Raw genomic sequence first — 21,596 nt, forward strand, 5'->3', positions numbered from 1 at the left:
TATCCTGATGATATTCGCAAAGCGATATACACCACCAATGCGATTGAATCGCTCAACAGCGTTATCCGTAGAGCTATCAAAAAGCGAAAAGTATTCCCAAGTGATGATGCGGCAAGGAAGATGGTGTACCTGGCCATCAAGGACGCCAGCAAGAAATGGACGATGCCGATTCGAAACTGGCGTCAGGCGATGAGTCGATTTATTATCGAGTTCGGGGAACGCCTCGAAAAGCATATTAACTAAATGGCAGTTACACAGAATCTGTTACAGGCTCTACTAAAAAAGGTATACCGCCCCTGAATTTGTCGCGCCATTAACCGTAGCATCACCATTAATATTGAGAGTTGAAGCATCCTCAGCCTGTGCCCCTACCACAATCGAAAGACCATCGGTGCTTATTGAAAGACCGTCACCAAAAGAATCATCACTCTCAGTATTCGTTGCTTTTAGAAAGTGATCATATTCCCAGTTTGAATTGCGATACCGATATACATGTATCGCCCCTGCGTTGTTTTGAGAGCTATCATTCGTCTCACCATTAATGCCAACCGCTCCCGAGTCATCTTCAGAACGAATAGCCAAAGTATTGCCATCACCACTGAGCTCAACATTTGCTAAACGATCAAAGTTCGAAGGTTCATCTAGCTTGATAAACGCCTCTTGAAACCAGTTACCACTATCAAATCGAAAGAAATAGACTGCCCCCGTATTACTTGACAGGTTGTTTGTTTGTGTTCCATTAACACCGACACCGTCTGAATCTTCTAAAGGTGCAGAAACAGCTAAAATATTCCCCGTATCATCAAGGGCAACATCTGTACCAAATTCGTCTCCATTGCCTGTATTGGATGCCTTTATAAATGACTGCTGAGACCAAACTCCAGAACTATACCGAAATATATAGGCGGCACCAGAATTAGAGCGATTGTTGTTCGTCTGGACTGCATCTATGCCGGTACCATCCGAATCTTCATTTTTGGCGCCCACAACGAGGGTGTTGCCGTCACCACTGATCGCTGCCGATGAACAGAAACGATCGTTACTGCCAGTATTCGACGCTTTGATGTACGCATCCTGCGACCAACTCCCACCACTGAACCTGAATACATGCATAGATCCAGAATTTGAGCTTCCTGCAATCGTGTCATCTCCATTAATGCCTGTTGCACTTGAGTCATCACCAGTGGAACACACTGCAGCAACATTTCCATCATTACTGAGCAAAACTCGTCCGCCAAAGAAATAAGAGCTCTTAGGCGTTGCGGGCTTAATATAGGCCTCTTGATACCAAGCACTACCCTGATACCGAAAAATATACATTGCACCAGAGCGACCAGTACTATTGTTTGATGCATCGCCATTCACCCCGGACGCATTAGACGATTCTTCGGGAGCTGTGACTGCCAACGTATTACCATCACTACTAAGTGCAATGGAACGACCAAACAAATCTCCCCCTCCCACTACAGTGGGTTTGATGTACGCTTGCTTAAGCCAAATAGTGTTTGTTTTGCGATAAAGGTATACGGCGCCAGCATTAGCCCTAGAGTTGTTAGACTCATCCCCATTAATGCCCGGAGAAATAGAATCCTCTTGCTTTGCACCAACAGCCAGTGTTTTACCATCGTCACTCAGCGCCACTGTCGCACCATAAATATCACTTGCGCCAGTGTTTGATGCTTTGAAATAGCCAATCAACTGATTGATTGCCTCGCTTTCAACAGAACGTTCATTCGACGCAAGGTATTCACCACCGGCCTGCGCAAGAACAAAGTAAACATTGTCAGCGGCTTTAAGGGCACCACCGACGTCAACATATGCACTGACAGTATTGTCGACGCTTATTAGACTTAAGCAGTCGTTAGGTTGAGATGTATCTTTTTGACATACGGTATAGGTAACCGAAACACTGGTGTTCTGTGTCGTACTCTACCATTCGAAAAGAACACGACCGATCTGCGCGTCAGGTGAGGCTGTGTTTCCAGAAGTAATGGATACGAGGTTAAAAGCGGAGAGAAGATTCTCCTGTGCGCTCCCACTCCCTGCTGATTGCCCATCATCGAATTCCCACAAAACCAACCACTGGCAACCCGCTAATAGCGCGACAGACAACCATACGCTCAAGCGGCCTATTCCCTTGAAAAAGTTGGAAGAAAACAATAGAAAAAGTGGATTACGTTGAAAAGGACGTACCATATACCGCGGTGAAAATACTTAATTTAACTATTTTGAAAGTATAGACTCATAAAAGACCCGAAAATCTCAAGTGATAGACGGGAAGTCATAAACGAGATATTTGTACGGAATACTCCCCAATAATATTGGGGTTTACTAAGAAAAAAGCCCCCATCTGGGAGCTTTTGATATGTGTGCTGTTCAGTTGATATCAGCCATAGATAGCATCCGGCAACCAGGTTGCCAGCGTTGGCCAATAGGCAAGTAATGCCAGCATCACTAGCTGAATCAAAATGAAAGGCAGTACACCGCGATAGATATCCATGGTGGATATGGAATCCGGAGCCACACCGCGCAAGTAGAATAGCGAAAAGCCAAATGGCGGTGTTAGGAATGACGTTTGAAGGTTCAACGCAATCATGATCCCAAGCCATACTGGATCCACGCCCATGGTCAGGAGTATCGGCGCAACAATCGGGATGACCACGAAGGTAATTTCAATGAAATCGAGGAAGAAGCCCAGAAGGAAGAGCACCAGCATCACTAACAACATGGCACCGAACACACCACCCGGTAGGCTCATCAAGAAGTCACGAACAATATCATCACCGCCGAACCCACGGAACACCAAGGCGAACAAGGATGCACCAATCAGGATCAGGAAGACCATGGCCGTCACTTCAGTCGTGCTTCTGAGTACTTCACGCAGAATCGACAGACTGAACATACGCTTGCTGGCAGCCAGAACAATTGCGCCAACCGAGCCGACAGATGCTGCTTCCGTCGGTGTTGCAACACCGCCGAGAATCGACCCCAACACCAGCACGATCAACAGCACTGGCGGGAACAAGACGGTGAGTACTTGCATCCACAATTCCTTGCTCACTTTTCTTTCTTCAGCAGGAATGGGTGGCACACGATGAGGCTGTGTAATCGCAACGAAAATCAGATAAACGATGTACATGCCCACCAACATGAAGCCAGGGATTAACGCACCCAAAAAGAGATCACCCACGGTAACGCTTTCTGGCGAGAAAATGCCTTGGTCTAGCTGAGCTTGTTGATAAGCCGAAGAGATAACATCGCCCAGCAAGACCAACACGATAGATGGAGGGATAATCTGACCTAGCGTTCCTGACGCACAAATAATGCCCGTCGAAAGCCTTGGGCAATAGCCACGTTTCATCATTGAAGGCAGCGACAATAAGCCCATCGTGACAACGGTTGCACCCACAATGCCGGTACTTGCTGCTAACAACATGCCCACAATAGTCACGGAAATGCCTAAGCCGCCCGCAAGCCCGCCAAACACTTGCCCCATGGTATCGAGCAAATCTTCTGCGATGCGGGATTTTTCAAGCATGACCCCCATGAAGATAAATAAGGGAATCGCCACCAATAGCTCATTCGACAAAGTGCCTTGAATACGGTTTGGAATGGCTTCCAAAAACGCAGGATCAAACGTGCCAGTCACACCGCCAATCAATGCAAACAGAAGTGCAGAACCACCAAGGGTGAACGCGACAGGGTAGCCGACCAGCAACACGCCAAAGGTAAACAGGAAAAGGAACAGGGCGAGGAATTCACTCATAGCGCGTGCTCCTCATCGTGATCTTCAAGTTGCTTGGCAATGTCTTGGTGACCAGTAATGGTCATTAACGACTTCAATGCTTCGGCAAAGCCTTGAATAATGACAAGGGCTGGCATCAGTAAAATACTGGTTTTAAAAAGGTACTTTGCTTCAACACCACCCGCTTCTTGTGAGCCTTCCATGATCTGCCAAGACACGGAAACATAATCCCATGCAATGTAAAAAATGAAGCTACACGTTGGAAGTAACAAGAAGAGAAAACCGAGCAAATCGACCCAAGCTTTTTTCTTCTCAGACATCGGACGATAAAAAATATCAACGCGAACGTGAGCGCCTTTCAATAAGGCGTAGGCCGCACCGAGCATGATGACGTAGTTATGGAAATAAAGGACAGATTCTTGCAAAAACACCGATCCGGAATTGAGCACATAGCGCATTACCACCACCACAAAGGTAATAAGCACAATGGCTAAGACGAACCAGGAAACAATGCGTCCCGTCCAATCACTAAAACGGTTGATGCCCTTAATAAGCGCGATCAATTGAGGAGAGGCGGTATTCATAGAACTACTCTAACATCAGCCTATTGGCTAAAATTGGAAAGAAAAAGAGGCGATCTAGGATCGCCTCTTAAAGGTTATTGCGGGTTACGTGCGTTCAGCATGGCTTGCTCAGAAATGGCATGCCAATCGATCGCTTGATCACGGAAGCCTTTGTAAGACTCGTAAACTTTCTTACTGATTTCGTCCACTTGTGCTTGCTCGGCAACCACTTCATCAGACAGTACTTGCAGCTGTGATAACACTTCTTGCGGATATGGACGCAAATCAACTTTGTGCTCATTTACCAAGCTTTCTAGCGCTGCATTGTTACGCGCAGTAAACTCAGCAATCATGTCAGCATTCGCAACACGCGTTGCCGCGAGAACAATTGACTGCAGGTCTTTTGGCAACGCATCGAAGGCTTTTTTGTTGATCAGCGCTTCAAGTGTTGTACCTGGCTCATGCCAACCTGGGTAGTAGTAGTATTTCGATGCTTTATGCAGGCCGAAAGCAAGGTCATTGTAAGGACCTACCCACTCAGTCGCATCAATTGCGCCAGATTGCAGTGATGGGAAGATTTCGCCACCCGGTAACAGTACAGGGGTACCACCCGCACGTTTCAGCACTTCGCCACCCAGACCTGGGATACGCATTTTCAGACCTTCGAGGTCACTGATGGTGTTGATTTCTTTGTTAAACCAACCGCCCATTTGCACACCCGTGTTACCTGCAGGCATAGGGATGATACCAAAGGGTTCGTACGCTTCAGCCCAAAGTTCAAGACCGCCACCGCTGTAAATCCAGCCGTTCATTTCTTGCGCTGTTAGACCAAAAGGCACGGCTGCGAAGAATTGACCTGCTGGCGCTTTACCTTTCCAGTAGTAACCTGCACCGTGACCCATTTCCGCAGTACCACGAGACACGGCATCAAACACATCCAGCGCGCCAACGAGTTCACCTGCACCATATACTTTCACGTCCAAACGCCCATCACTCATCTCAGTGATTAGCTCAGCAAGGTTGTTTGCACCTGTGCCTAGCCCGGGAAAGTTTTTCGGCCAAGTCGTTACCATTTTCCAACTGATTTTTTCTTGTGCTGCTGGCTGCGCCTGCGCACTTGCTTCCTGCTTTTCTTCACCACAACCAGATAACAGCACACTCAGTGCGACTGCTGTTGCGGCAAGAAACGAACGACGTTTGTACATGAGAGTGATCTCCTTGCTTGGGAAAGGCGATAGGTTTAGCAGTACTGAAGGTTTGCATCTAACAAAGGTTTACAGTTAAAAGTAGGTACTGCCTAACTAACACGACGCTCATCAATGGCTCTTGATGAGTTAATGGTTTGTTGCAATAACTTTACCCATTATCGTCACCCGCAAATAGCGAAAGGGCGAGGTTGTTTGAAGTTGGTCAAACAATGATCGCTAGAAATCTAAACATCTGATAGATAACGGCCTCTGTATGCGACCAATCTCGTGCTACTACTCGTCTGAGGGCTTTCGTCATTTTTGTTTGAATTTTCGAGTGGGAACAAAAACGCCTCCCGTATGGAAGGCGCTTTACCCTATTTCTTTATCCACGCAATAAACCGTTTCGCGTTAACTTAGGGCTTCTTTGAATGTCGTCATATAGCGGCAAATCAACGCATCAATCGTCATCAAAGCCACGATGGTTAACCCTGCCATCGGGAACGCGATACACACCAAAACCACGCTGAAAACGCCCACTTTCCAAAGCCCTGAATCCACGGCTTTTGGCGGGGCACCCAGTTTGCGCTGTCCTGCAGGACGACGTTGCCACCACATCAAAGCCCCTGTTGCTGCAATCAAAATAAACGCCAAACAGAAAACCACATTGGCGATTTTATTGATGATACTGATATCCCCTTGGTGCAGCGCAATCCCGGCCGCCATGGCTTTCGCAATCATGTTGTATTCATTCCATGTCACATCAGCGAGTACCTTTCCTGTGTACTGATCAATGTGGGTGGTTCTGTCCTGCGTAGGATCGGTAATATCCCCGCTCATGGTGTTGGCTGACACCGTAAACACACCTGTTTCTGAGCGCGGAAAATTGAGTTTGTATTGGCCAAAACCCAACACTTTCGCTTCATTCACAACACGATCGATGCCGATTTGCTCAGGTGTCATTCCTGCTTTTTCAGCACTCCCTGCCGATAAACCCGAGGTAATTTCTTCGCCGTGAACATGCACGTTAGATTGAGGTAACGGCGTCAGTTCAAGGTTCCACGGCATCTCTTCCTCTGAGCCATGATTTAGCGCCTTGTGATTAAGGTCTGACACAGGCACATCGTCCCACTTTTGGGCGGGAAAACTGCCCCAAGGCTGAACGATTTTCGCGCCCCATATGCCCGCCCACGCCAAGCCACTCAGCACGAAAAAGAGAAGCACAATGGAGAGTACGCCACCGATGTTCGCGTGAAGGTCACGAAGCAAAATCCGCGACCCATTGTCTGTGCGAATTTTCAGAAAACCAGCTCGGCGCGCATTGTCGTTGGGTAGCCAAAGATATATCCCCGACACCAACAAAATAACGGTGAGACTGGCAGCAATTTCGATCAAATAATCGCCCACATCACCAATCAACAAGGTGCCGTGAATGTCGTTCGCCAATTGATACCAACTGTCGCTGCGATCAATCGTGCCAGTGATATCTGCATTGTAAGGATTCACCAGTACAAAATGCGTCGATTCATCCGCCATGGTGACAGAAAAACGGTTAGTGACCTCCGAGGATGTCGCTGGCACAAACTGCGTCACCGTGCCATCAGGGTAAGCCTGTTGCAGCGCCGCTAACTGCGCAGAGACGGGCAAAGGTTCTTGCGAAGAGTATGCGCTGGAGTTAACCGAAAGCACCTCGCCATATCGCGCAGATTCAATCTCATCATCAAACAGCATGATGAGGCCGGTAATACTGAGCATCAGCATAAAGGGGATAACAAATAATCCTGCATAGAAGTGCCAGCGCCAAGTGAGAAAGTAACGGGATTTTTGCTTCGCAAGGATGTCTGGCGGATTGCTATCGGCGTTGAGATTGGGAGTAACCATGAATCATTCCTTTTTTCATGCACAACCTCACCGCATTTCTCGCGCATGATTAAAACACACGATAAAAACGCAGCGACATTGCATGTTGACTTTACGTTTGGGCATTTGCCCTTGTTGTTTTTATGAGGCTGTTAAACAAGGAGGAATGACGGTGGCGCTCGGGTGACAGGCAGCTCAAACCTCACCCTTTTTACGAGGTAGGTATAAGGTTCAAGCACGATATCCGTGCTGAGTGTATAAACCGGATTGAAAGAAAGTGAGTGATGATGAAAGGAGGAGAAATGACTAAAAGGGCAGGGTTTACTGCTGTGCGTTTTAGACGGTTCACCCTCGTCAATTTGTACCAATTCAAAGCCGTTAACGGTACAAAGTGTCGCCCACACGCCTGCGCTGCTGCCATGTGCGTTGATCACTGGCATCAAAGAAACGAGCAACCAACTCAAGGAGCTCGCGCAAAGCATGACATGTTTAAACAACGTATTGCGTGTTAAAGAGGCGGTTAACGTCATATTCACCATACGTACCCAATTAACCAGATACTTTACTGTAAAAATAACGCTAACGACGTGCTTCAGTGCAAAAACTAAGCAGTCGGTTCATGAATGGCAGAAATATAATTACAAACTGCGCGGGTTTGGGTATTGATAGGGATACTCCTTACCAATCTACAGATGTGCTCCCTGCAGAGCCTTGCCTACTCAGACTTCCTTCATGATCCCTCATGAATCGTATCCCCAACACAATGCCTAAAACACAACCAAATAACCGTATAGACGTCTAGCCGTCTAGCCGTAAAAATATCTATTGACTTATCGATCGACTATAAATAGCATCAAATTCTAGAACAAAGAACAAAAGCAACAATTATCACTACATTTTAACGATTATTTAACACGATTTTGTCCAGGATGGCTTATGATCGAAATTAGTCAGGTTAATAAAGAATTCAAACAAGGCGTGAAAACGATTCATGCTCTGCGTGATATTGACCTTCACATTCCAAAGGGCAGGATTTTCGGGGTTATCGGCGCATCTGGCGCAGGTAAAAGCACCCTGATTCGCATTGTTAACTTGTTGGAGCGCCCAACAAGTGGGAACGTGAACGTCGATGGCGTAGAACTCACCACCCTTTCAGCGTCAGAATTGACACGTGAACGTCAGAAGATCGGCATGATCTTCCAGCACTTTAATCTTCTTTCTTCTCGCACTGTGTTTGATAACGTCGCGTTACCTCTTGAACTCGCTGGTAAAGACCACGCGCATATCCAAGGCAAAGTCACTGAATTGCTGGAATTGGTTGGGCTTGATGACAAGCACACCAGCTACCCTGCCAATTTAAGTGGCGGACAAAAGCAACGGGTAGCCATTGCTCGCGCACTCGCCAGTGACCCAAAAGTCCTGCTTTGCGACGAGGCCACCAGCGCCCTGGATCCTGCGACCACACATTCGATTTTGAATCTGCTGCAAACCATCAATCAGAAGTTGGGATTAACCATCTTGTTGATCACCCATGAAATGGATGTGGTAAAGCGCATCTGTCATGAAGTGGCCATTATTGGCGACGGAAAGTTGGTGGAGAAGGGCACGGTTGGCGATATTTTCGCCCACCCCAAAACCGAACTGGCGCGTGACTTCATTCGTGCCACCTTGAACCTGTCGATTCCTCAAGATTACGCGGAGCGTCTTCAAACAGAAAACACGGGCACACTTCCCCCTTTGGTTCGCCTAGAGTTTACTGGCACCAGTGTGGATGCCCCTCTCGTGAGCCAAGTGTCGCGCAAGTTCAACGTTGATGTGAGCATTTTAAGTGCAGACATGGATTACGCCGGTGGCGTGAAGTTCGGCCTCATGCTGGCAGAATTTTTCGGCGACGCCTCAGACGTCACACATGCTCTCGCGTATTTAAAAGAAAACAACGTCAACATCGAGGTGCTTGGTTATGTCGCTTAGTATTGCTGCCATTTCTGGCTGGTTCGCTGAAAACGAACGCCTTGTCAGTCTGTTGATTGATGCCCTTGGCCAAACCCTCACCATGGTGTTTGTTTCTGGCTTTGTTGGCTTTGTGTTTGGTATCCCATTAGGTGTGTTGCTGCATCTTTCCAAACCTCGCGGGTTGCTTGAGAACAAGCTACTCAACCGCAGCCTTGGTGCGGTAGTGAACATTGGCCGTTCGATTCCTTTCATCATTTTGCTGGTTGCCATCATTCCGTTCACTCGCCTTGTGGTGGGCAGTTCGATAGGCACAGCCGCGGCGATTGTGCCTTTGATTGTGGGTGCGATTCCTTTCATTGCTCGCCTTGTTGAAGGTGCGCTGATTGAAGTGCCATCAGGCTTGGTGGAAGCGGCGCAAGCCATGGGGGCTACCCCGCTGCAAATCATCCTTAAGGTTCTGCTACCAGAAGCCCTACCGGGCATCGTGAATGGCGCGACCATTACTTTGGTGACGCTGGTGAGCTACTCCGCCATGGCGGGCGCTGTAGGCGGTGGTGGCTTGGGCGATGTCGGTATTCGCTACGGGTACCAGCGCTTTGATGGCACCGTCATGATGATCACCATTGTCATGCTCGTCATTTTGGTTCAATTGATTCAGTCGGCGGGCGATTACTTCGTTAAACGCGTCGACCACAGATAAAACACAGTGACAAAAGAAAAAACGATGACGCAGAAAGGCGAGATATCCCCGCTTTCTGCGCCATAGAAAATAAAAAAATGGAAATTTAAGCTCATAGGAGATGCGCAAATGACGTTCAATCTTAAAAAAATCGCGACAGTACTCGGTTTGGCTTCCGCTCTGGCATTGACGGGCTGTGGTGAAGAAAAAGCGGTCGACCTGACCAAAGTAAAAATTGGCGTAATGGCTGGTGCAGAAGAGCAAGTTGCCGAAATCGCAGTAAAAGTGGCGAAAGAGAAATACGGCCTAGACGTAGAGCTAATCACCTTTACAGATTACGTATCACCCAATGCTGCCTTGGAAGAAGGCTCCATTGATGCCAACGCTTTCCAGCACAAGCCGTACTTGGATCAGCAAATTTCTGACCGTGGCTACAAGTTCGAAATCGCAGGCAATACCTTGGTTTACCCGATTGCAGGTTACTCAAACACAGTGACCTCTGTTGATCAAATCGAAGATGGCGCACAAATCGCTGTGCCTAACGATCCAACAAACCTAGGCCGTTCTTTGCTTCTTCTTGAACAGCAAGGTCTTCTTACCCTAAAAGAGGACGTTGGCCTTCAAGCGACCGTATTGGATATCGTCGGCAACCCGAAGAATTTGGACATTGTTGAGCTAGAAGCGGCGCAACTTCCGCGTTCATTGGACGATGTAACGCTGGCGATCATTAACAACACTTACGCTGCAACCATTGGTCTTTCACAAGAAAAAGACGGCGTGTTTGTTGAAGACAAGAAATCACCTTATGTGAACCTGATTGTTGCGCGTACCGATAACGTGAATGCTGAAAACGTGAAACAGTTTGTCTCTGCTTATCAGTCAGACGCTGTTTACACTGCGGCGGTAGATACCTTCCAAGGTGGTGTGGTGAAAGGCTGGTAATCCACCCATAACCTGGTTCCCCTTTTTTCCCCCCTCCAAAAGCCTGTGTAAAACACAGGCTTTTTCTTTTTGTGCATGTCATCATGCGCGATATTTATTCAAAGGATGATTTTCAGGCGCATATGGATATTCTCGCCACGTTCGGTCTCTTTGTCGGTTCGCTGATCGCAAACACACTGGCGTCACTCGCAGGTGGCGGCGCAGGCTTGCTGCAACTTCCCCTTCTTATTTTTCTCGGCCTCGCCTTTTCAGTCGCCCTCGCGACCCATAAAGTCGCCTCTGTCGCACTTGGCCTAGGGGCGGCTATTCGACATTGTCGAAGTGGCAACCTTAGTCTCGCATTAACCGTTTACGTCACGCTTGCAGGCGCTGCGGGTGTCATTGCAGGGGCGAACCTTATTCTGTTCATCCCTGGCCCAACAGCAGAAGGGTTGCTCGGTGTTTTCATCATCTTATTGGGGTTGTATTCCCGCGCCCGAAAAACGTTAGGGCATGAAGCCGACCCTAAACATCGCGATACCTTAGGCATGGTGATCGGTTGTGTTGGTTTAAGTGTCATCGGCGTACTGAATGGCTCGCTCACCGCAGGCACGGGGTTGTTCGTCACCCTCTTTTTGGTTCGATGGTTTGGACTAGATTACAAACAAGCGGTAGCGCTCACACTGGTCAGTGTTGGTTTGTTTTGGAATGGTTTAGGAGCAATCACCTTAGCGATTGCAGGTGCAGAAATTTATTGGCCATGGATTCCCGCCCTTCTTGCAGGCTCCTTGCTAGGGGGATATCTCGGTGCCTACATGGCGGACAAATACAGCAACAAACTGATCAAAATCGCCTTCGAACTGCTGACCTTTGCCGTCGGCATTAAATTGCTCGTAGGCGTACTTTAAGGAATAACAATGAAAGCAAAAATTGCCATTTACTATTGTCGTCAATGCAACTGGATGTTGCGTTCAACGTGGATGAGCCAAGAACTTCTAACGACGTTCAGTGAAGAAATTGAAAGCCTGACTCTGCACCCCGACACTGGTGGGCGTTTTGAGGTGCACTGTAACGATGAAATGATCTGGGAAAGAAAGCGTGACGGCGGCTTCCCCGATGCGAAACAGCTAAAGCAGCGGGTGCGCGACGTGATCGATCCGACGCGCGATCTCGGTCATGTTGATCGCTAACGGCTAGGGTCTGTTGACCTTTGGTGATGATTTTTGCAACAGTTTGTGGCGACCTTGTGCAAGGCAGAGGCTTCGATGTGCAGTTTGTCTACATGAGAAGCGGATAACACAGAAGGAAGTCGCCACGAACAGACTGCGCGCAATCAGTCTGCCAACATGCCAAACATAACAATGCTGTTGTAACTCACGATCCCTTTGATCTCGCCGTTTTCGACCACGGGCGCGCGGCTAATGCCAAACCGCTCAAACAAACGCGCGCAGTATTTTACGTTCATGTCTGGTGACACACCCAGTGCTGGTTTGGTCATGATTTCATACACATTCACGCGCTCTGGCGATTTATTCTGCGACAGCACTTTCTTGGCGATGTCGTTCATTAGCACCAAACCATACTCGTCATTCTCATCGCGCTTTTTCACGATCAGGCATTTAATTTCTTTGCTTCTGGCGATGCGAATGGCCTCGGCAACCGTTGTTAAACCATCGATAAGTGCGAAATCGTTTTTCATCACTTCTCTTACGCATTTGCTCTCTTTCATAGCTCGTCCTCAATCACAGTACTGAGTTCTTGTACTTGGTGTGCCACGCCAACAGCATCTTCCACGTCGAGCTGTACCGCGATCCCCTTCCCTGAACTGGCATCAAACTCCCCGACGTCATTGATGGTCTCGAGAATGCTGCGAGCAAGGTGTTCTTCAACCAAAAACAGGACAACATCGCGTTGAACATCCAGCGTCAGGCCAAAGAAGGTTTTCTTTTTTGTCAGCCCTTCACCGCGCGCATTATTGATGACCGTTGCCCCGGTTGCCCCCGCTTTCCGTGCCGCATCAAGCACAGCATCTGTTTTTGAATCTTCAATAAAAGCGACGATCAATTTAAACCGCATTAGGATTCCCTCGTTTTGTTACTGACACGTTGACGCCTAGCGACCCATTCCGTGATTTGGGCGTAGCCCATAACGGTGATCATCGGAAAGAGACTGGCAAACGCAATTAACCCAAAACCATCAATCATGGGATTTCTCCCAGGTACCGTAGACGCAAGACCAAGACCAAGTGCTGTCACCAAAGGCACCGTTACCGTCGATGTTGTCACCCCGCCGGAGTCATAGGCCAGTGGCACAATAAACTTCGGCGCATAAAAGGTTTGGATCACCACCAGTACATAACCGGCAATGATGTAGTAATGAATCGGGTCGCCTTCCACAATGCGATAGCAACCCAATGAAATCCCAATGGATACGCCTAAAGCGACAGAAAAACGCAATCCATTCACGCTGATTGCACCACCTGACACTTGCGCCGCTTTAATGGCGACCGCAATCAACGACGGTTCCGCCACCGTGGTACTAAAGCCTATAGCAGCCGCGAAGATGTAAACCCAATAGTAATGCTGCCATTGCACTCGTGTAGGCATGATGCCGCCTTCCCCAAAAAGGAATTCAGGCGCAGTGAGCTGAATCGCCATGGATTCCCCAAGCGGGAACAACGCCATTTCCAACCCCATCAAAAAGAGCGTTAAACCAAACAGCACGTACGCAAAACCAAACACGATGCGTTTTAGGTTCGCGATGGGCTGACGTAACACGGCGAATTGGAAACCAAACAAAATACACACGATGGGAAACACATCGCGCACGGTCGAAAGAAAGGTATCAAAGAAGGTAGGGATGAGGGATTGAAGCAAGGTCATATCGCCACCATGCCGTAAACCATGACGAAAATCATGGGAGAAAGTGAGGCAAACGCGATCAGGCCAAAGCCATCCACCATGGGGTTTCGCCCTTTGATCACTGTGGCAAGGCCTACGCCAAGCGCCGTCACTAAAGGCACGGTGATGGTCGATGTGGTCACGCCACCAGAATCATAAGCGATACCTATGATGTAACGCGGCGCGATCATGGTCATCGCGACAACCAAGAGATAACCACCAATGATGATGCGATGAATCGGCCAGCCTTTCAGGATGCGCAATACACCCAGCATGATGGCAAACCCCACAGAGAGTGCGACCGTGATCCTAAGCCCATTGGCGTAGCTGTCTTGCGCTTCCATCGCCATAGGGATCATTCCTCCTTCCGCAGCCACTTCAGCCGCTTCCGCAGCCACAGCCGTGAGCGCAGGTTCGGCGATAGTCGTGCCAAAACCGAGCAGGAACGCAAACACCATCAGCCAAAAGACACTGCCTTTTCGAGCGAGTGCGTGCGCCATGGATTCGCCAATCGGAAACAGGCCCATTTCGAGGCCAAAGACAAAGAAGGTAAGCCCCATCACCACCAACACGAGTCCAACGAGGATAGACGCAAGATCAGGCATGGGTTGTTGAAGCACAAACACTTGGAAGAAGCCGATCACCAAAATAATCGGGAGCAAGTCTTTAAAACTTCCCAACATAGCGGATAGCAATGCAGTGATTCCCTTCACACTCGCTCCATTCCAGCATCGCATAATTGCCCACAAATGTAACCAGATGTAACCAGACTTTCTAGACCACAATGTGAATAGGGTGATTGAGTTAGCAAGGTTTTGCTTAAAATAGGAACGAAAGGCACGTCTAGAATGATCATTTAACCATTTGAATGCATACTCAATACAACAGCCCAGCGCAAAAGGTTAACAATGCACATTCTAATTACTGGTGGGACAGGTCTCATTGGCCGCACTTTGATCAGCAAACTTGGTGACCATGAAATCACCGTGCTTACGCGCTCGCCTCAAAAAGCGAAAAATGTTCTGCCTTCAACCGTCACCACCATTGCCGATCTCGATGAGCTCACGGACTTCAACAACATCGATGCAGTAATTAATTTGGCAGGTGAACCGATTGTCGATAAGCGTTGGTCAGATCGGCAAAAAGGTATCATTTGCTCAAGCCGATGGGGTATCACGGAAAAAATCGTTAGCCGCATTTTAACGGCTGACAATCCGCCCAAAACCTTGATAAGCGGTTCCGCGGTTGGTTATTACAGCGACCAAAAAGACGCGATTGTCGATGAATCCCTGGTGGTGGATGCCACGGATTTCGCCCATGCTGTGTGTGCAAACTGGGAAAGAATCGCCTTGCGCGCAAGACCCGCTAAAACGCGAGTTTGCTTGCTGAGAACAGGCATTGTTCTGAGCAAAGAAGGCGGTGCATTGAAGAAAATGTTACTGCCATATCAACTGGGATTAGGTGGCGCTATCGGCGATGGCAATCAGTATTTCCCTTGGATCCACATCGAAGACATGGCCAATGCCATCGTGCACCTTCTCGAAAAAAGTGAACATGAAGGGGCATTTAACCTGACAGCGCCGAACCCAGTAACGAATCGCGAGTTTAGCCAAAGTCTGGCGGCGTCTCTTGACCGTCCACACATTCTTTTCACACCTGCTTTTGCCATTAAATTGATGCTGGGTGAAGCGGGTCAACTCCTCCTTGAAGGTCAACGGGCGATTCCAAAAGCATTGGAGGAGGACGGCTTCACGTTCACCTACAAAGAAATCCGCCCAGCACTCGACAGTTTGCTTCGCCAATAAGCGCCTTCTCTCAATGAGGTGTTAGATCAGCCAATAAAAAACAAAAAGGCACGCTAATACGTGCCTTTTTTAGTGCCGAATAGGGCCCAGGATTTAACGTTTCAAGGGTTCAAGCAATCCACGCAGCATCCAAGCGACCGTCATAAAGACAAGGCCCACGGCGATCATAGGCAGACTCAACCACACCTCAGGGTGCAAACGCACAGGCAGCTCAACACCCCATTTGAGCAATGCGGCCATCGCAAGTTCTGCCCCGCCCACAGCCATGCAACCTGACACCAAGGCCATGATGCCGTATTCCGCCCAAAGTGTGGTGTTGATGCGTTTCTTACTCGCGCCTAAGGTGCGATAGAGCATGATTTCACGCTGCCTTTCCGAGAGCGTTATCCGCAGGAGCGTGAGCAGCAGCAATAACCCGCTGACCACAGCAAGGCCCGCCAGCACTGACAGCGATAAGCTCACTTGGCGCAACATCACTTGGATGCGCCCACTCATGGTACGCAAATCCAACAAGGTAATGGTTGGGTAATCACGTCCAAGCTGGTTAACGATGTCGCTCTGCTCGCTTTCAAGGCGGAAGCTCACCAGCCAGTTTGCAGGTAAACTCTCGACCAGTTTTGGGTCGAAAATGAAGTAAAAATTTGGCTTCATGTTGCGCCATTCCACATCGCGCACTGAGTTAATGGTGGCAATGAATTCTTGGCTGTTCACACTGAACGTCAGTTCATCGCCCATCCGCAACCCGAGTCGCTCCGCAATGCCACTTTCCACCGACACGCCGCCTTTCGTTGGCCATGTGCCTTCAAGCAATGCGTTATGTGTAGGCAGTTCATCACGCCATGTGAAATTCAACTCGCGGCGAAGGGCTTCATCACGCTCCTCGCGATTCGGTTCCATGTCCGCATAACGATTGCCATTGTTTGCCACCAGGCGCCCTCGAATGATCGGATACGCTTCAGATCGTTCAAGGTTGTTGGCATCCAAACGCCCAACGTAATCGTCCAGTTCAGATTTCGCGATGTTCAACGCAAACACATTGGGTGCATCCGGCGGTAACGTTTGCTGCCAATCTTCCAGCAAATCGGTACGCAGCAACCAGATGATCGACAGCAACATGAACGAAGTGGCCAGCGCACCAAGCTGCGCGCCACTCGACGCGGGGTTACGGGCAATGCGGCTCAATGCCAATTTGAACGCAGGTTGGGTGACACGTTTTTGTGCAAAACGCAGCACCATCACACCAATGCCAGCAAGCAAACTGAGCATCACCACCAAAGCAGCCAACACTAGCCACAACAGGCGATTGTCATAAGACCACGCCACCAACGCCAAAATAGGCACGGAAGCGAGCAACCAACTCCAAGGGCTCTTTCTTGCTTTCACTGCCCCTTGCGATTGCAACACACTCAATGCGGGTGCGTCGATCAAGCGAATGAGCGGAATGCCCAGCGCAGGCAAGGCCACCAGCAAGGCCACTAAAGGCCCCAAGAACCAAGGCAACAAACCATAACTTGGTAGCGGCGATGGCAACACATCGGCCAACGGTAAGCGAAGCAGGTATTCCAACGCAGCACCAAACGACAACCCCAACACGGTCGCCATCAGCATTAACATGACGAGTTGTCGGCCCAGCCAACGTCTTACCCAGCTTCGTTGTGCCCCTAGGCTTTTCACCATAGCAAGGGTCTGCGTGCGGCTATCAACATAGTGCTGACACGTCAGCAGCAAGGTCGCGGCTGCCATAATGATCACAAGAACAACCGTGAGCGACAAATACCCGCGACTGCGATCCAACATGTCACCGGTGCGATCCCCGGTATTTTCATCAATCCAACGTTGCCCTTCAGCCACCGGATACACGGCTTTTACCGCATCAAGTTCGCTGTTGTCGCCACTGAAAAAATAACGATAGTTAACACGGCTTCCCGGACGTACTACCCCTGCCGCAGCTACATCGCTTTGGTGCATCATGGCGGCAGGCATTTGGCTAAATGGGTTAAACGAAAGTTCAGGCTCAGAGACGATCAAGCCTGATACTTGCAGGCTGACATCCCCCACGTCCACGCTGTCACCGACTTGCACATCCAGCAAGGTAAACAAACGCTCCTCTAGCCAAAGTTCGCCAGGTTTCACGCTGTCGTGCATCGTGGTATCGGCTTGCAACTCAAGGTTTCCACGCAGCGGGTAGTTGCTTTCCACAGCCTTCACGCTAATTAGTTGCATGTTGTCTTGGCTAAATGCCATGGTGCCAAATCGGGTTTGATCTGACACTTCAACGTCAAGGGTTTCGAAGTTCGCGAGAGTTTGTTCGGTGAGAGGCTGATTACTTCTCAGCACGAGGTCAGCAGCCAGCATCGATCGGCCTTGCTGAGTTAATACAGATTCAATGCGCCCCGCCAATGCTGACAAGGCAAACACACACGCGATGATCAGCGCCAACGCCGCAACAACGGGCCAGAGCTGGCCATGAAATAATTCACGCCACGCCCAGCGCCACACTAAGGTGCCTTTCTTTTTATTCCGAGATTCGCTCATGCAACCCCCGCCAGCTCACCCGCGTTGATGTGTAATGTGCGCGTGCAGCGATCCGCCAATGCAGGATCATGCGTAACAAGAATCAGCGTCGTCCCGTGATCGCGGTTAAGCGAGAAAAGTAAATCGATCACCGTCGCCGCGGTATGTTGGTCAAGGTTGCCAGTCGGCTCATCCGCAAACAGCACGCGAGGGCGCGTCATGAATGCGCGCGCAATGGCGACACGCTGTTGCTCGCCGCCAGAGAGTTGGGAAGGAAGGTGCGTTTCACGACCTTTCAATCCCACGGAGGCGAGCAATTCGAGTGCACGGTCTTCGTCTTCGTCATCCCCGCGAATGGTGCAAGGGAGCATGACGTTTTCGAGCGCATTCAATGAAGGAACTAGGAGGAAGCTTTGGAAAACAAACCCAATGGATTCGGCGCGAAGTGCGGCTCGCCCATTATCATCCAATTGGCTAAGCGGCTTACCGAGAAGCTCGATTTCTCCGGTGCTTGGGGTATCTAACCCAGCGAGCAATGTCATTAAGGTGGATTTACCCGCGCCAGAAACCCCAACCAAAGCAATACTTTCGCCCTGCTCGACCTGAAGGGAAACATCCTGCAGAATGGTCAGAGTCTGTGCATTCGTTGTCACTGTTTTCGTGACGTTATTCGCCCTGATCACTGGAGTTGTCATGATTCGCATCCTTTCTTTTTGTCTTTTGATTATCAGTCAAAGCGCCGTCGGACAGACATTGCTTGTACTTGGAGATAGCTTGAGTGCTGGCTATCAAATGGCGATTGAAAAAAGTTGGCCTAGCCTTCTAGCGCCTCAATTGGTCGGCCAAGGCACGGTAACCAAAGTGGTCAATGCCAGTATCTCAGGCGACACCAGTGGCAACAGCCTTGACCGTCTCCCAGCCTTACTCGAACAGCATGCTCCGGCCTGGGTAGTGATTGAACTTGGTGCTAACGATGGATTACGCGGGTTTCCGCCAAAGAAAATACGCGAGAACCTGACAAAACTGATCACTTTGAGCCAAGAAAGTGGCGCTAAAGTCATGCTCATGCAAATTCAAATCCCACCTAATTATGGTCAACGATACAGCAATGCTTTTGCAGATATCTATCCAGAGTTAAGTAAAGAAATGCAAATCCCACTTATTCCCTTCTTTATGGAAAAAGTCGTGATGACGGAAGGATGGATGATGCAAGATGGCCTTCATCCTAAAGCCATTGCTCAACCGTGGATTGCTGATTTCATGCAAGAACACATTACGCCAAACCTGTAAAAACAAGGAAATACATAAGAATGAATAACACGGTTCTCATCACAGGATGTTCAACGGGTATTGGCTATGTATGCGCACATGCATTGGTAAAAGAAGGCTTTGATGTCATCGCGTCTTGCCGAAAAGACGAAGACGTTACACGTCTCCAACAAGAAGGGTTGCATTGCATCAAACTCGATCTTGCAGACACGGCCAGCATTCTTTCTGCGGTTGAAACCGTCAAGGCACACACTGGCGGAACACTTTATGGGTTATTCAATAACGGGGCGTATGGTCAGCCCGGCGCATTGGAGGATCTTCCAACGGATGCCCTGCGCGAGCAATTTGAGGCCAACTTCTTCGGCTGGCACACACTCACGCAAGCGGTGATCCCAATGATGCATGCCAATGGAAAAGGGCGGATCATTCAAAACAGCTCCGTGCTTGGCATCATCGCGTTGAAATTTCGCGGCGCATACAACGCCAGCAAATTTGCGATTGAAGGCTGGACAGACACCATTCGCCTCGAACTCGCTGACACGCCCATTCAAATAAGCTTGATTGAGCCAGGCCCTATCGAAAGTCGCTTTCGCGCCAATGCTCTCGCAGCATTTCATCGCGCGATAAACATTGATACAAGTCGCTTCACCAACGCCTATCTATCACAAAAAGACCGCCTTGAAAGCGAGCATTCAACCAACAAATACACCTTGCCTGCTGAGGCAATCGTGCCTCCACTGCTTCACGCACTGACGGCTGCGACACCTAAAATTCGTTATCGCGTCACCAAACCCACGCAATATATGGCGCTCTGTAAAAGGCTACTTCCATCTAGAATGCTCGACAAGATCTTGGCGAAAGGTGGTTGATGCTAGTTAGATCGCAAAAATAAATCGGAAGATCATGACTTCACCGTCACATTCTTGTCATAAATGCTGGGTAACATAGCTCCTGTACCGTGAAACACCTGCCCCCTACAACCAAATTAATGTGATGAGTGTCGGATCAGGCCGTGAACGGGGACCACAAAAAATTATAAATTCCCCAAAGGAGCCGGGCTATGTCCCTAAGTCAATTGAACTGGCTCTGTTTGAGTGTGACGCTGGCGGTTTTGCTTGTTTTCTAAGTCAGCGAACTATTCGACAAGCGCCAAAGAGAAGGCCACTGTGATAACGGTGGCCTTTTTCGATCTTGCCTAATGTGCTGCCAGTATCATCAATTCAGGTGATTCCCTCAAACTTTGTTATCTAGGCATAAATTCACGGGTTAATGCCTTGAATTTTCAGCGCTGCCGCCCCACCTTTACAGCATTACTTAAATGATCAGGCCAATCCATGCACCCGAACTACATTGTTGAACTTACCGAGCAGAACTTTCAGCAAGTGTTGGAAGCCTCAGCCTCCGCACCTGTACTGATCCACTTTTGGGCACAGATGAGCCCAGAAAGCACTGAAATAACGCCTGTTCTCGAAAAACTGGCTCATGAATACGGCGGCGCATTCACCCTTGCCCTGCTTGATTGTGAACAGCAACAAATGCTTGCGTCTCAATTTGGCGTGCGCGCATTACCAACCATCGCATTGTTTAGCAACGGGCAACCGGTTGATGGCCTGGGTGGCCCTCAGACAGAACAAAGCGTTCGCGAGATGCTAACCCGTCACTTGCCTAGCCAAGAAGAAATGACCTTCAAACAAGCACAAGCCTTGATTGCCAACGAGCAATACACAGAAGCACAGGCCGTGCTAAAGCCACTTGAGACTATTCTCGGTGAAGCTGGCTTGTTCAAGCTAGCCATGGCGGAATGCTATGTGGAAACACAGCAATATGACGCTGCTGAAGCCTTGCTTGCAACGGTGCTCATGCAAGATCAAGACGCGCAATACAAAGCTTTGATGGCAAAAGTAGAGCTTCACAAACAAGCCGCGGATACCCCAGAGATCCGTGAGTTGCAGAAAGCCTACGATGCTGACCCAACCAACACATCGTTAGCGTTTGAGCTAGCGATCCAATTGAGCCAGGTGAACAAACAAGAAGAAGCACTAGAGCTTTTGATTGGTCTACTGCGTAAAGATTTAAATGCGCAAGATGGCGAAGCGAAGAAAACCATGATGGATATTCTCGCGGCACTGGGTCAAGGCAACGAAGTCGCCGCACGCTATCGTCGTCAACTTTATTCTCTGCTTTACTGATTTCCTTTCTC

At 49.1% G+C, this 21,596-nt stretch carries 22 protein-coding genes; 10 read left to right on the top strand and 12 right to left on the bottom strand.

The features are described from left to right. The coding region (locus BM082_RS16015) for a transposase (protein ID WP_139218799.1) at nt 1–243 on the top strand (243 nt) is incomplete at its 5' end. Between the two features lie 33 nt (nt 244–276). On the opposite strand, the gene BM082_RS16020 is transcribed toward BM082_RS16015, so the two are convergent. From BM082_RS16020 to BM082_RS16045, 6 genes are all read right to left on the bottom strand, one after another. Then, nucleotides 277–1,698: an FG-GAP repeat protein gene (locus tag BM082_RS16020; RefSeq protein WP_017012675.1), complete on the bottom strand. Its 1,422-nt coding sequence runs from the start codon at nt 1,696–1,698 to the stop codon at nt 277–279. Between the two features lie 688 nt (nt 1,699–2,386). Further along, the gene (locus BM082_RS16025) at nt 2,387–3,766 is read right to left on the bottom strand and encodes a TRAP transporter large permease (protein ID WP_017012674.1); all 1,380 of its coding nucleotides are present in this window, start codon (nt 3,764–3,766) and stop codon (nt 2,387–2,389) included. Continuing rightward, entirely contained in the window at nt 3,763–4,329 is a 567-nt protein-coding gene (locus BM082_RS16030) for a TRAP transporter small permease subunit (RefSeq protein ID WP_017012673.1), read from the bottom strand. Before BM082_RS16030 ends, BM082_RS16025 begins: the two co-directional genes overlap by 4 nt. A gap of 74 nt (nt 4,330–4,403) precedes the next feature. Continuing rightward, nucleotides 4,404–5,513, bottom strand: a complete 1,110-nt coding sequence (locus tag BM082_RS16035) for a TRAP transporter substrate-binding protein (protein WP_017008023.1) — start codon at nt 5,511–5,513, stop codon at nt 4,404–4,406. A 393-nt stretch (nt 5,514–5,906) separates the two neighbouring features. Further along, complete coding sequence (locus BM082_RS16040; RefSeq protein WP_074927724.1) at nt 5,907–7,376, bottom strand: PepSY-associated TM helix domain-containing protein; 1,470 nt, start codon at nt 7,374–7,376, stop codon at nt 5,907–5,909. 131 nt (nt 7,377–7,507) lie between these two features. Continuing rightward, entirely contained in the window at nt 7,508–7,885 is a 378-nt protein-coding gene (locus BM082_RS16045; protein WP_074927726.1) for a hypothetical protein, read from the bottom strand. A 406-nt stretch (nt 7,886–8,291) separates the two neighbouring features. Here BM082_RS16045 and metN point away from each other — a divergent pair, with 406 nt between their 5' ends. The 5 genes from metN (at nt 8,292) to BM082_RS16070 (ending at nt 12,098) form a co-directional block, all read left to right on the top strand. After that, on the top strand, nt 8,292–9,326 hold the full coding sequence (metN, locus tag BM082_RS16050) for a methionine ABC transporter ATP-binding protein MetN (RefSeq protein ID WP_017008029.1): 1,035 nt from the start codon (nt 8,292–8,294) through the stop codon (nt 9,324–9,326). Continuing rightward, nucleotides 9,316–10,008 (top strand): methionine ABC transporter permease, encoded by a 693-nt coding sequence (locus BM082_RS16055; RefSeq protein WP_017008030.1) that lies wholly within the window; start codon nt 9,316–9,318, stop codon nt 10,006–10,008. Before metN ends, BM082_RS16055 begins: the two co-directional genes overlap by 11 nt. A gap of 108 nt (nt 10,009–10,116) precedes the next feature. Further along, nucleotides 10,117–10,929, top strand: coding sequence for a methionine ABC transporter substrate-binding lipoprotein MetQ (metQ, locus tag BM082_RS16060; protein ID WP_074927729.1), 813 nt, complete (start codon nt 10,117–10,119; stop codon nt 10,927–10,929). Between the two features lie 122 nt (nt 10,930–11,051). Continuing rightward, complete coding sequence (locus BM082_RS16065) at nt 11,052–11,816, top strand: sulfite exporter TauE/SafE family protein (RefSeq protein WP_074927732.1); 765 nt, start codon at nt 11,052–11,054, stop codon at nt 11,814–11,816. Between the two features lie 9 nt (nt 11,817–11,825). After that, the gene (locus tag BM082_RS16070) at nt 11,826–12,098 is read left to right on the top strand and encodes an Rdx family protein (protein ID WP_017012669.1); all 273 of its coding nucleotides are present in this window, start codon (nt 11,826–11,828) and stop codon (nt 12,096–12,098) included. Between the two features lie 143 nt (nt 12,099–12,241). Here the strand turns inward: BM082_RS16070 and BM082_RS16075 are convergent, their stop codons facing one another. Genes BM082_RS16075 through BM082_RS16090 form a run of 4 tightly spaced genes read right to left on the bottom strand, consistent with a single transcriptional unit; the run spans nt 12,242 to nt 14,545 of the window. Beyond that, nucleotides 12,242–12,637: a CBS domain-containing protein gene (locus BM082_RS16075; RefSeq protein WP_017008039.1), complete on the bottom strand. Its 396-nt coding sequence runs from the start codon at nt 12,635–12,637 to the stop codon at nt 12,242–12,244. Beyond that, nucleotides 12,634–12,984 (bottom strand): P-II family nitrogen regulator, encoded by a 351-nt coding sequence (locus BM082_RS16080; RefSeq protein WP_017008042.1) that lies wholly within the window; start codon nt 12,982–12,984, stop codon nt 12,634–12,636. Before BM082_RS16080 ends, BM082_RS16075 begins: the two co-directional genes overlap by 4 nt. Continuing rightward, entirely contained in the window at nt 12,984–13,790 is an 807-nt protein-coding gene (locus tag BM082_RS16085) for a DUF1538 domain-containing protein (RefSeq protein WP_074927735.1), read from the bottom strand. Before BM082_RS16085 ends, BM082_RS16080 begins: the two co-directional genes overlap by 1 nt. Next, a complete protein-coding gene (locus BM082_RS16090) occupies nt 13,787–14,545 on the bottom strand; it encodes a DUF1538 family protein (protein ID WP_371735782.1) in 759 nt (252 codons plus the stop codon). The genes BM082_RS16085 and BM082_RS16090 overlap by 4 nt, the downstream gene beginning before the upstream one ends. A gap of 171 nt (nt 14,546–14,716) precedes the next feature. Here BM082_RS16090 and BM082_RS16095 point away from each other — a divergent pair, with 171 nt between their 5' ends. Further along, complete coding sequence (locus tag BM082_RS16095; RefSeq protein WP_017008048.1) at nt 14,717–15,613, top strand: TIGR01777 family oxidoreductase; 897 nt, start codon at nt 14,717–14,719, stop codon at nt 15,611–15,613. A 93-nt stretch (nt 15,614–15,706) separates the two neighbouring features. Here BM082_RS16095 and BM082_RS16100 read toward each other — a convergent pair whose 3' ends face one another. Both BM082_RS16100 and BM082_RS16105 read right to left on the bottom strand, forming a co-directional pair. Next, complete coding sequence (locus BM082_RS16100; protein ID WP_074927738.1) at nt 15,707–18,148, bottom strand: ABC transporter permease; 2,442 nt, start codon at nt 18,146–18,148, stop codon at nt 15,707–15,709. Beyond that, complete coding sequence (locus BM082_RS16105; protein ID WP_074927741.1) at nt 18,145–18,822, bottom strand: ABC transporter ATP-binding protein; 678 nt, start codon at nt 18,820–18,822, stop codon at nt 18,145–18,147. Before BM082_RS16105 ends, BM082_RS16100 begins: the two co-directional genes overlap by 4 nt. On the opposite strand from BM082_RS16105, the gene BM082_RS16110 reads away from it, so the two are divergent. From BM082_RS16110 to BM082_RS16120, 3 genes are all read left to right on the top strand, one after another. Further along, on the top strand, nt 18,821–19,417 hold the full coding sequence (locus BM082_RS16110; RefSeq protein WP_017008054.1) for an arylesterase: 597 nt from the start codon (nt 18,821–18,823) through the stop codon (nt 19,415–19,417). The two genes, BM082_RS16105 and BM082_RS16110, sit on opposite strands and share 2 nt — an antisense overlap. A gap of 20 nt (nt 19,418–19,437) precedes the next feature. Further along, nucleotides 19,438–20,265, top strand: a complete 828-nt coding sequence (locus tag BM082_RS16115) for an SDR family oxidoreductase (RefSeq protein WP_074927744.1) — start codon at nt 19,438–19,440, stop codon at nt 20,263–20,265. Nucleotides 20,266–20,730: 465 nt separating this feature from the next. Beyond that, nucleotides 20,731–21,585, top strand: coding sequence for a co-chaperone YbbN (locus BM082_RS16120; RefSeq protein ID WP_074927747.1), 855 nt, complete (start codon nt 20,731–20,733; stop codon nt 21,583–21,585). Nucleotides 21,586–21,596: the final 11 nt, after the last annotated feature.

It is taken from the genome of Enterovibrio norvegicus DSM 15893, from assembly GCF_900115495.1.
Taxonomy (GTDB): domain Bacteria; phylum Pseudomonadota; class Gammaproteobacteria; order Enterobacterales; family Vibrionaceae; genus Enterovibrio; species Enterovibrio norvegicus.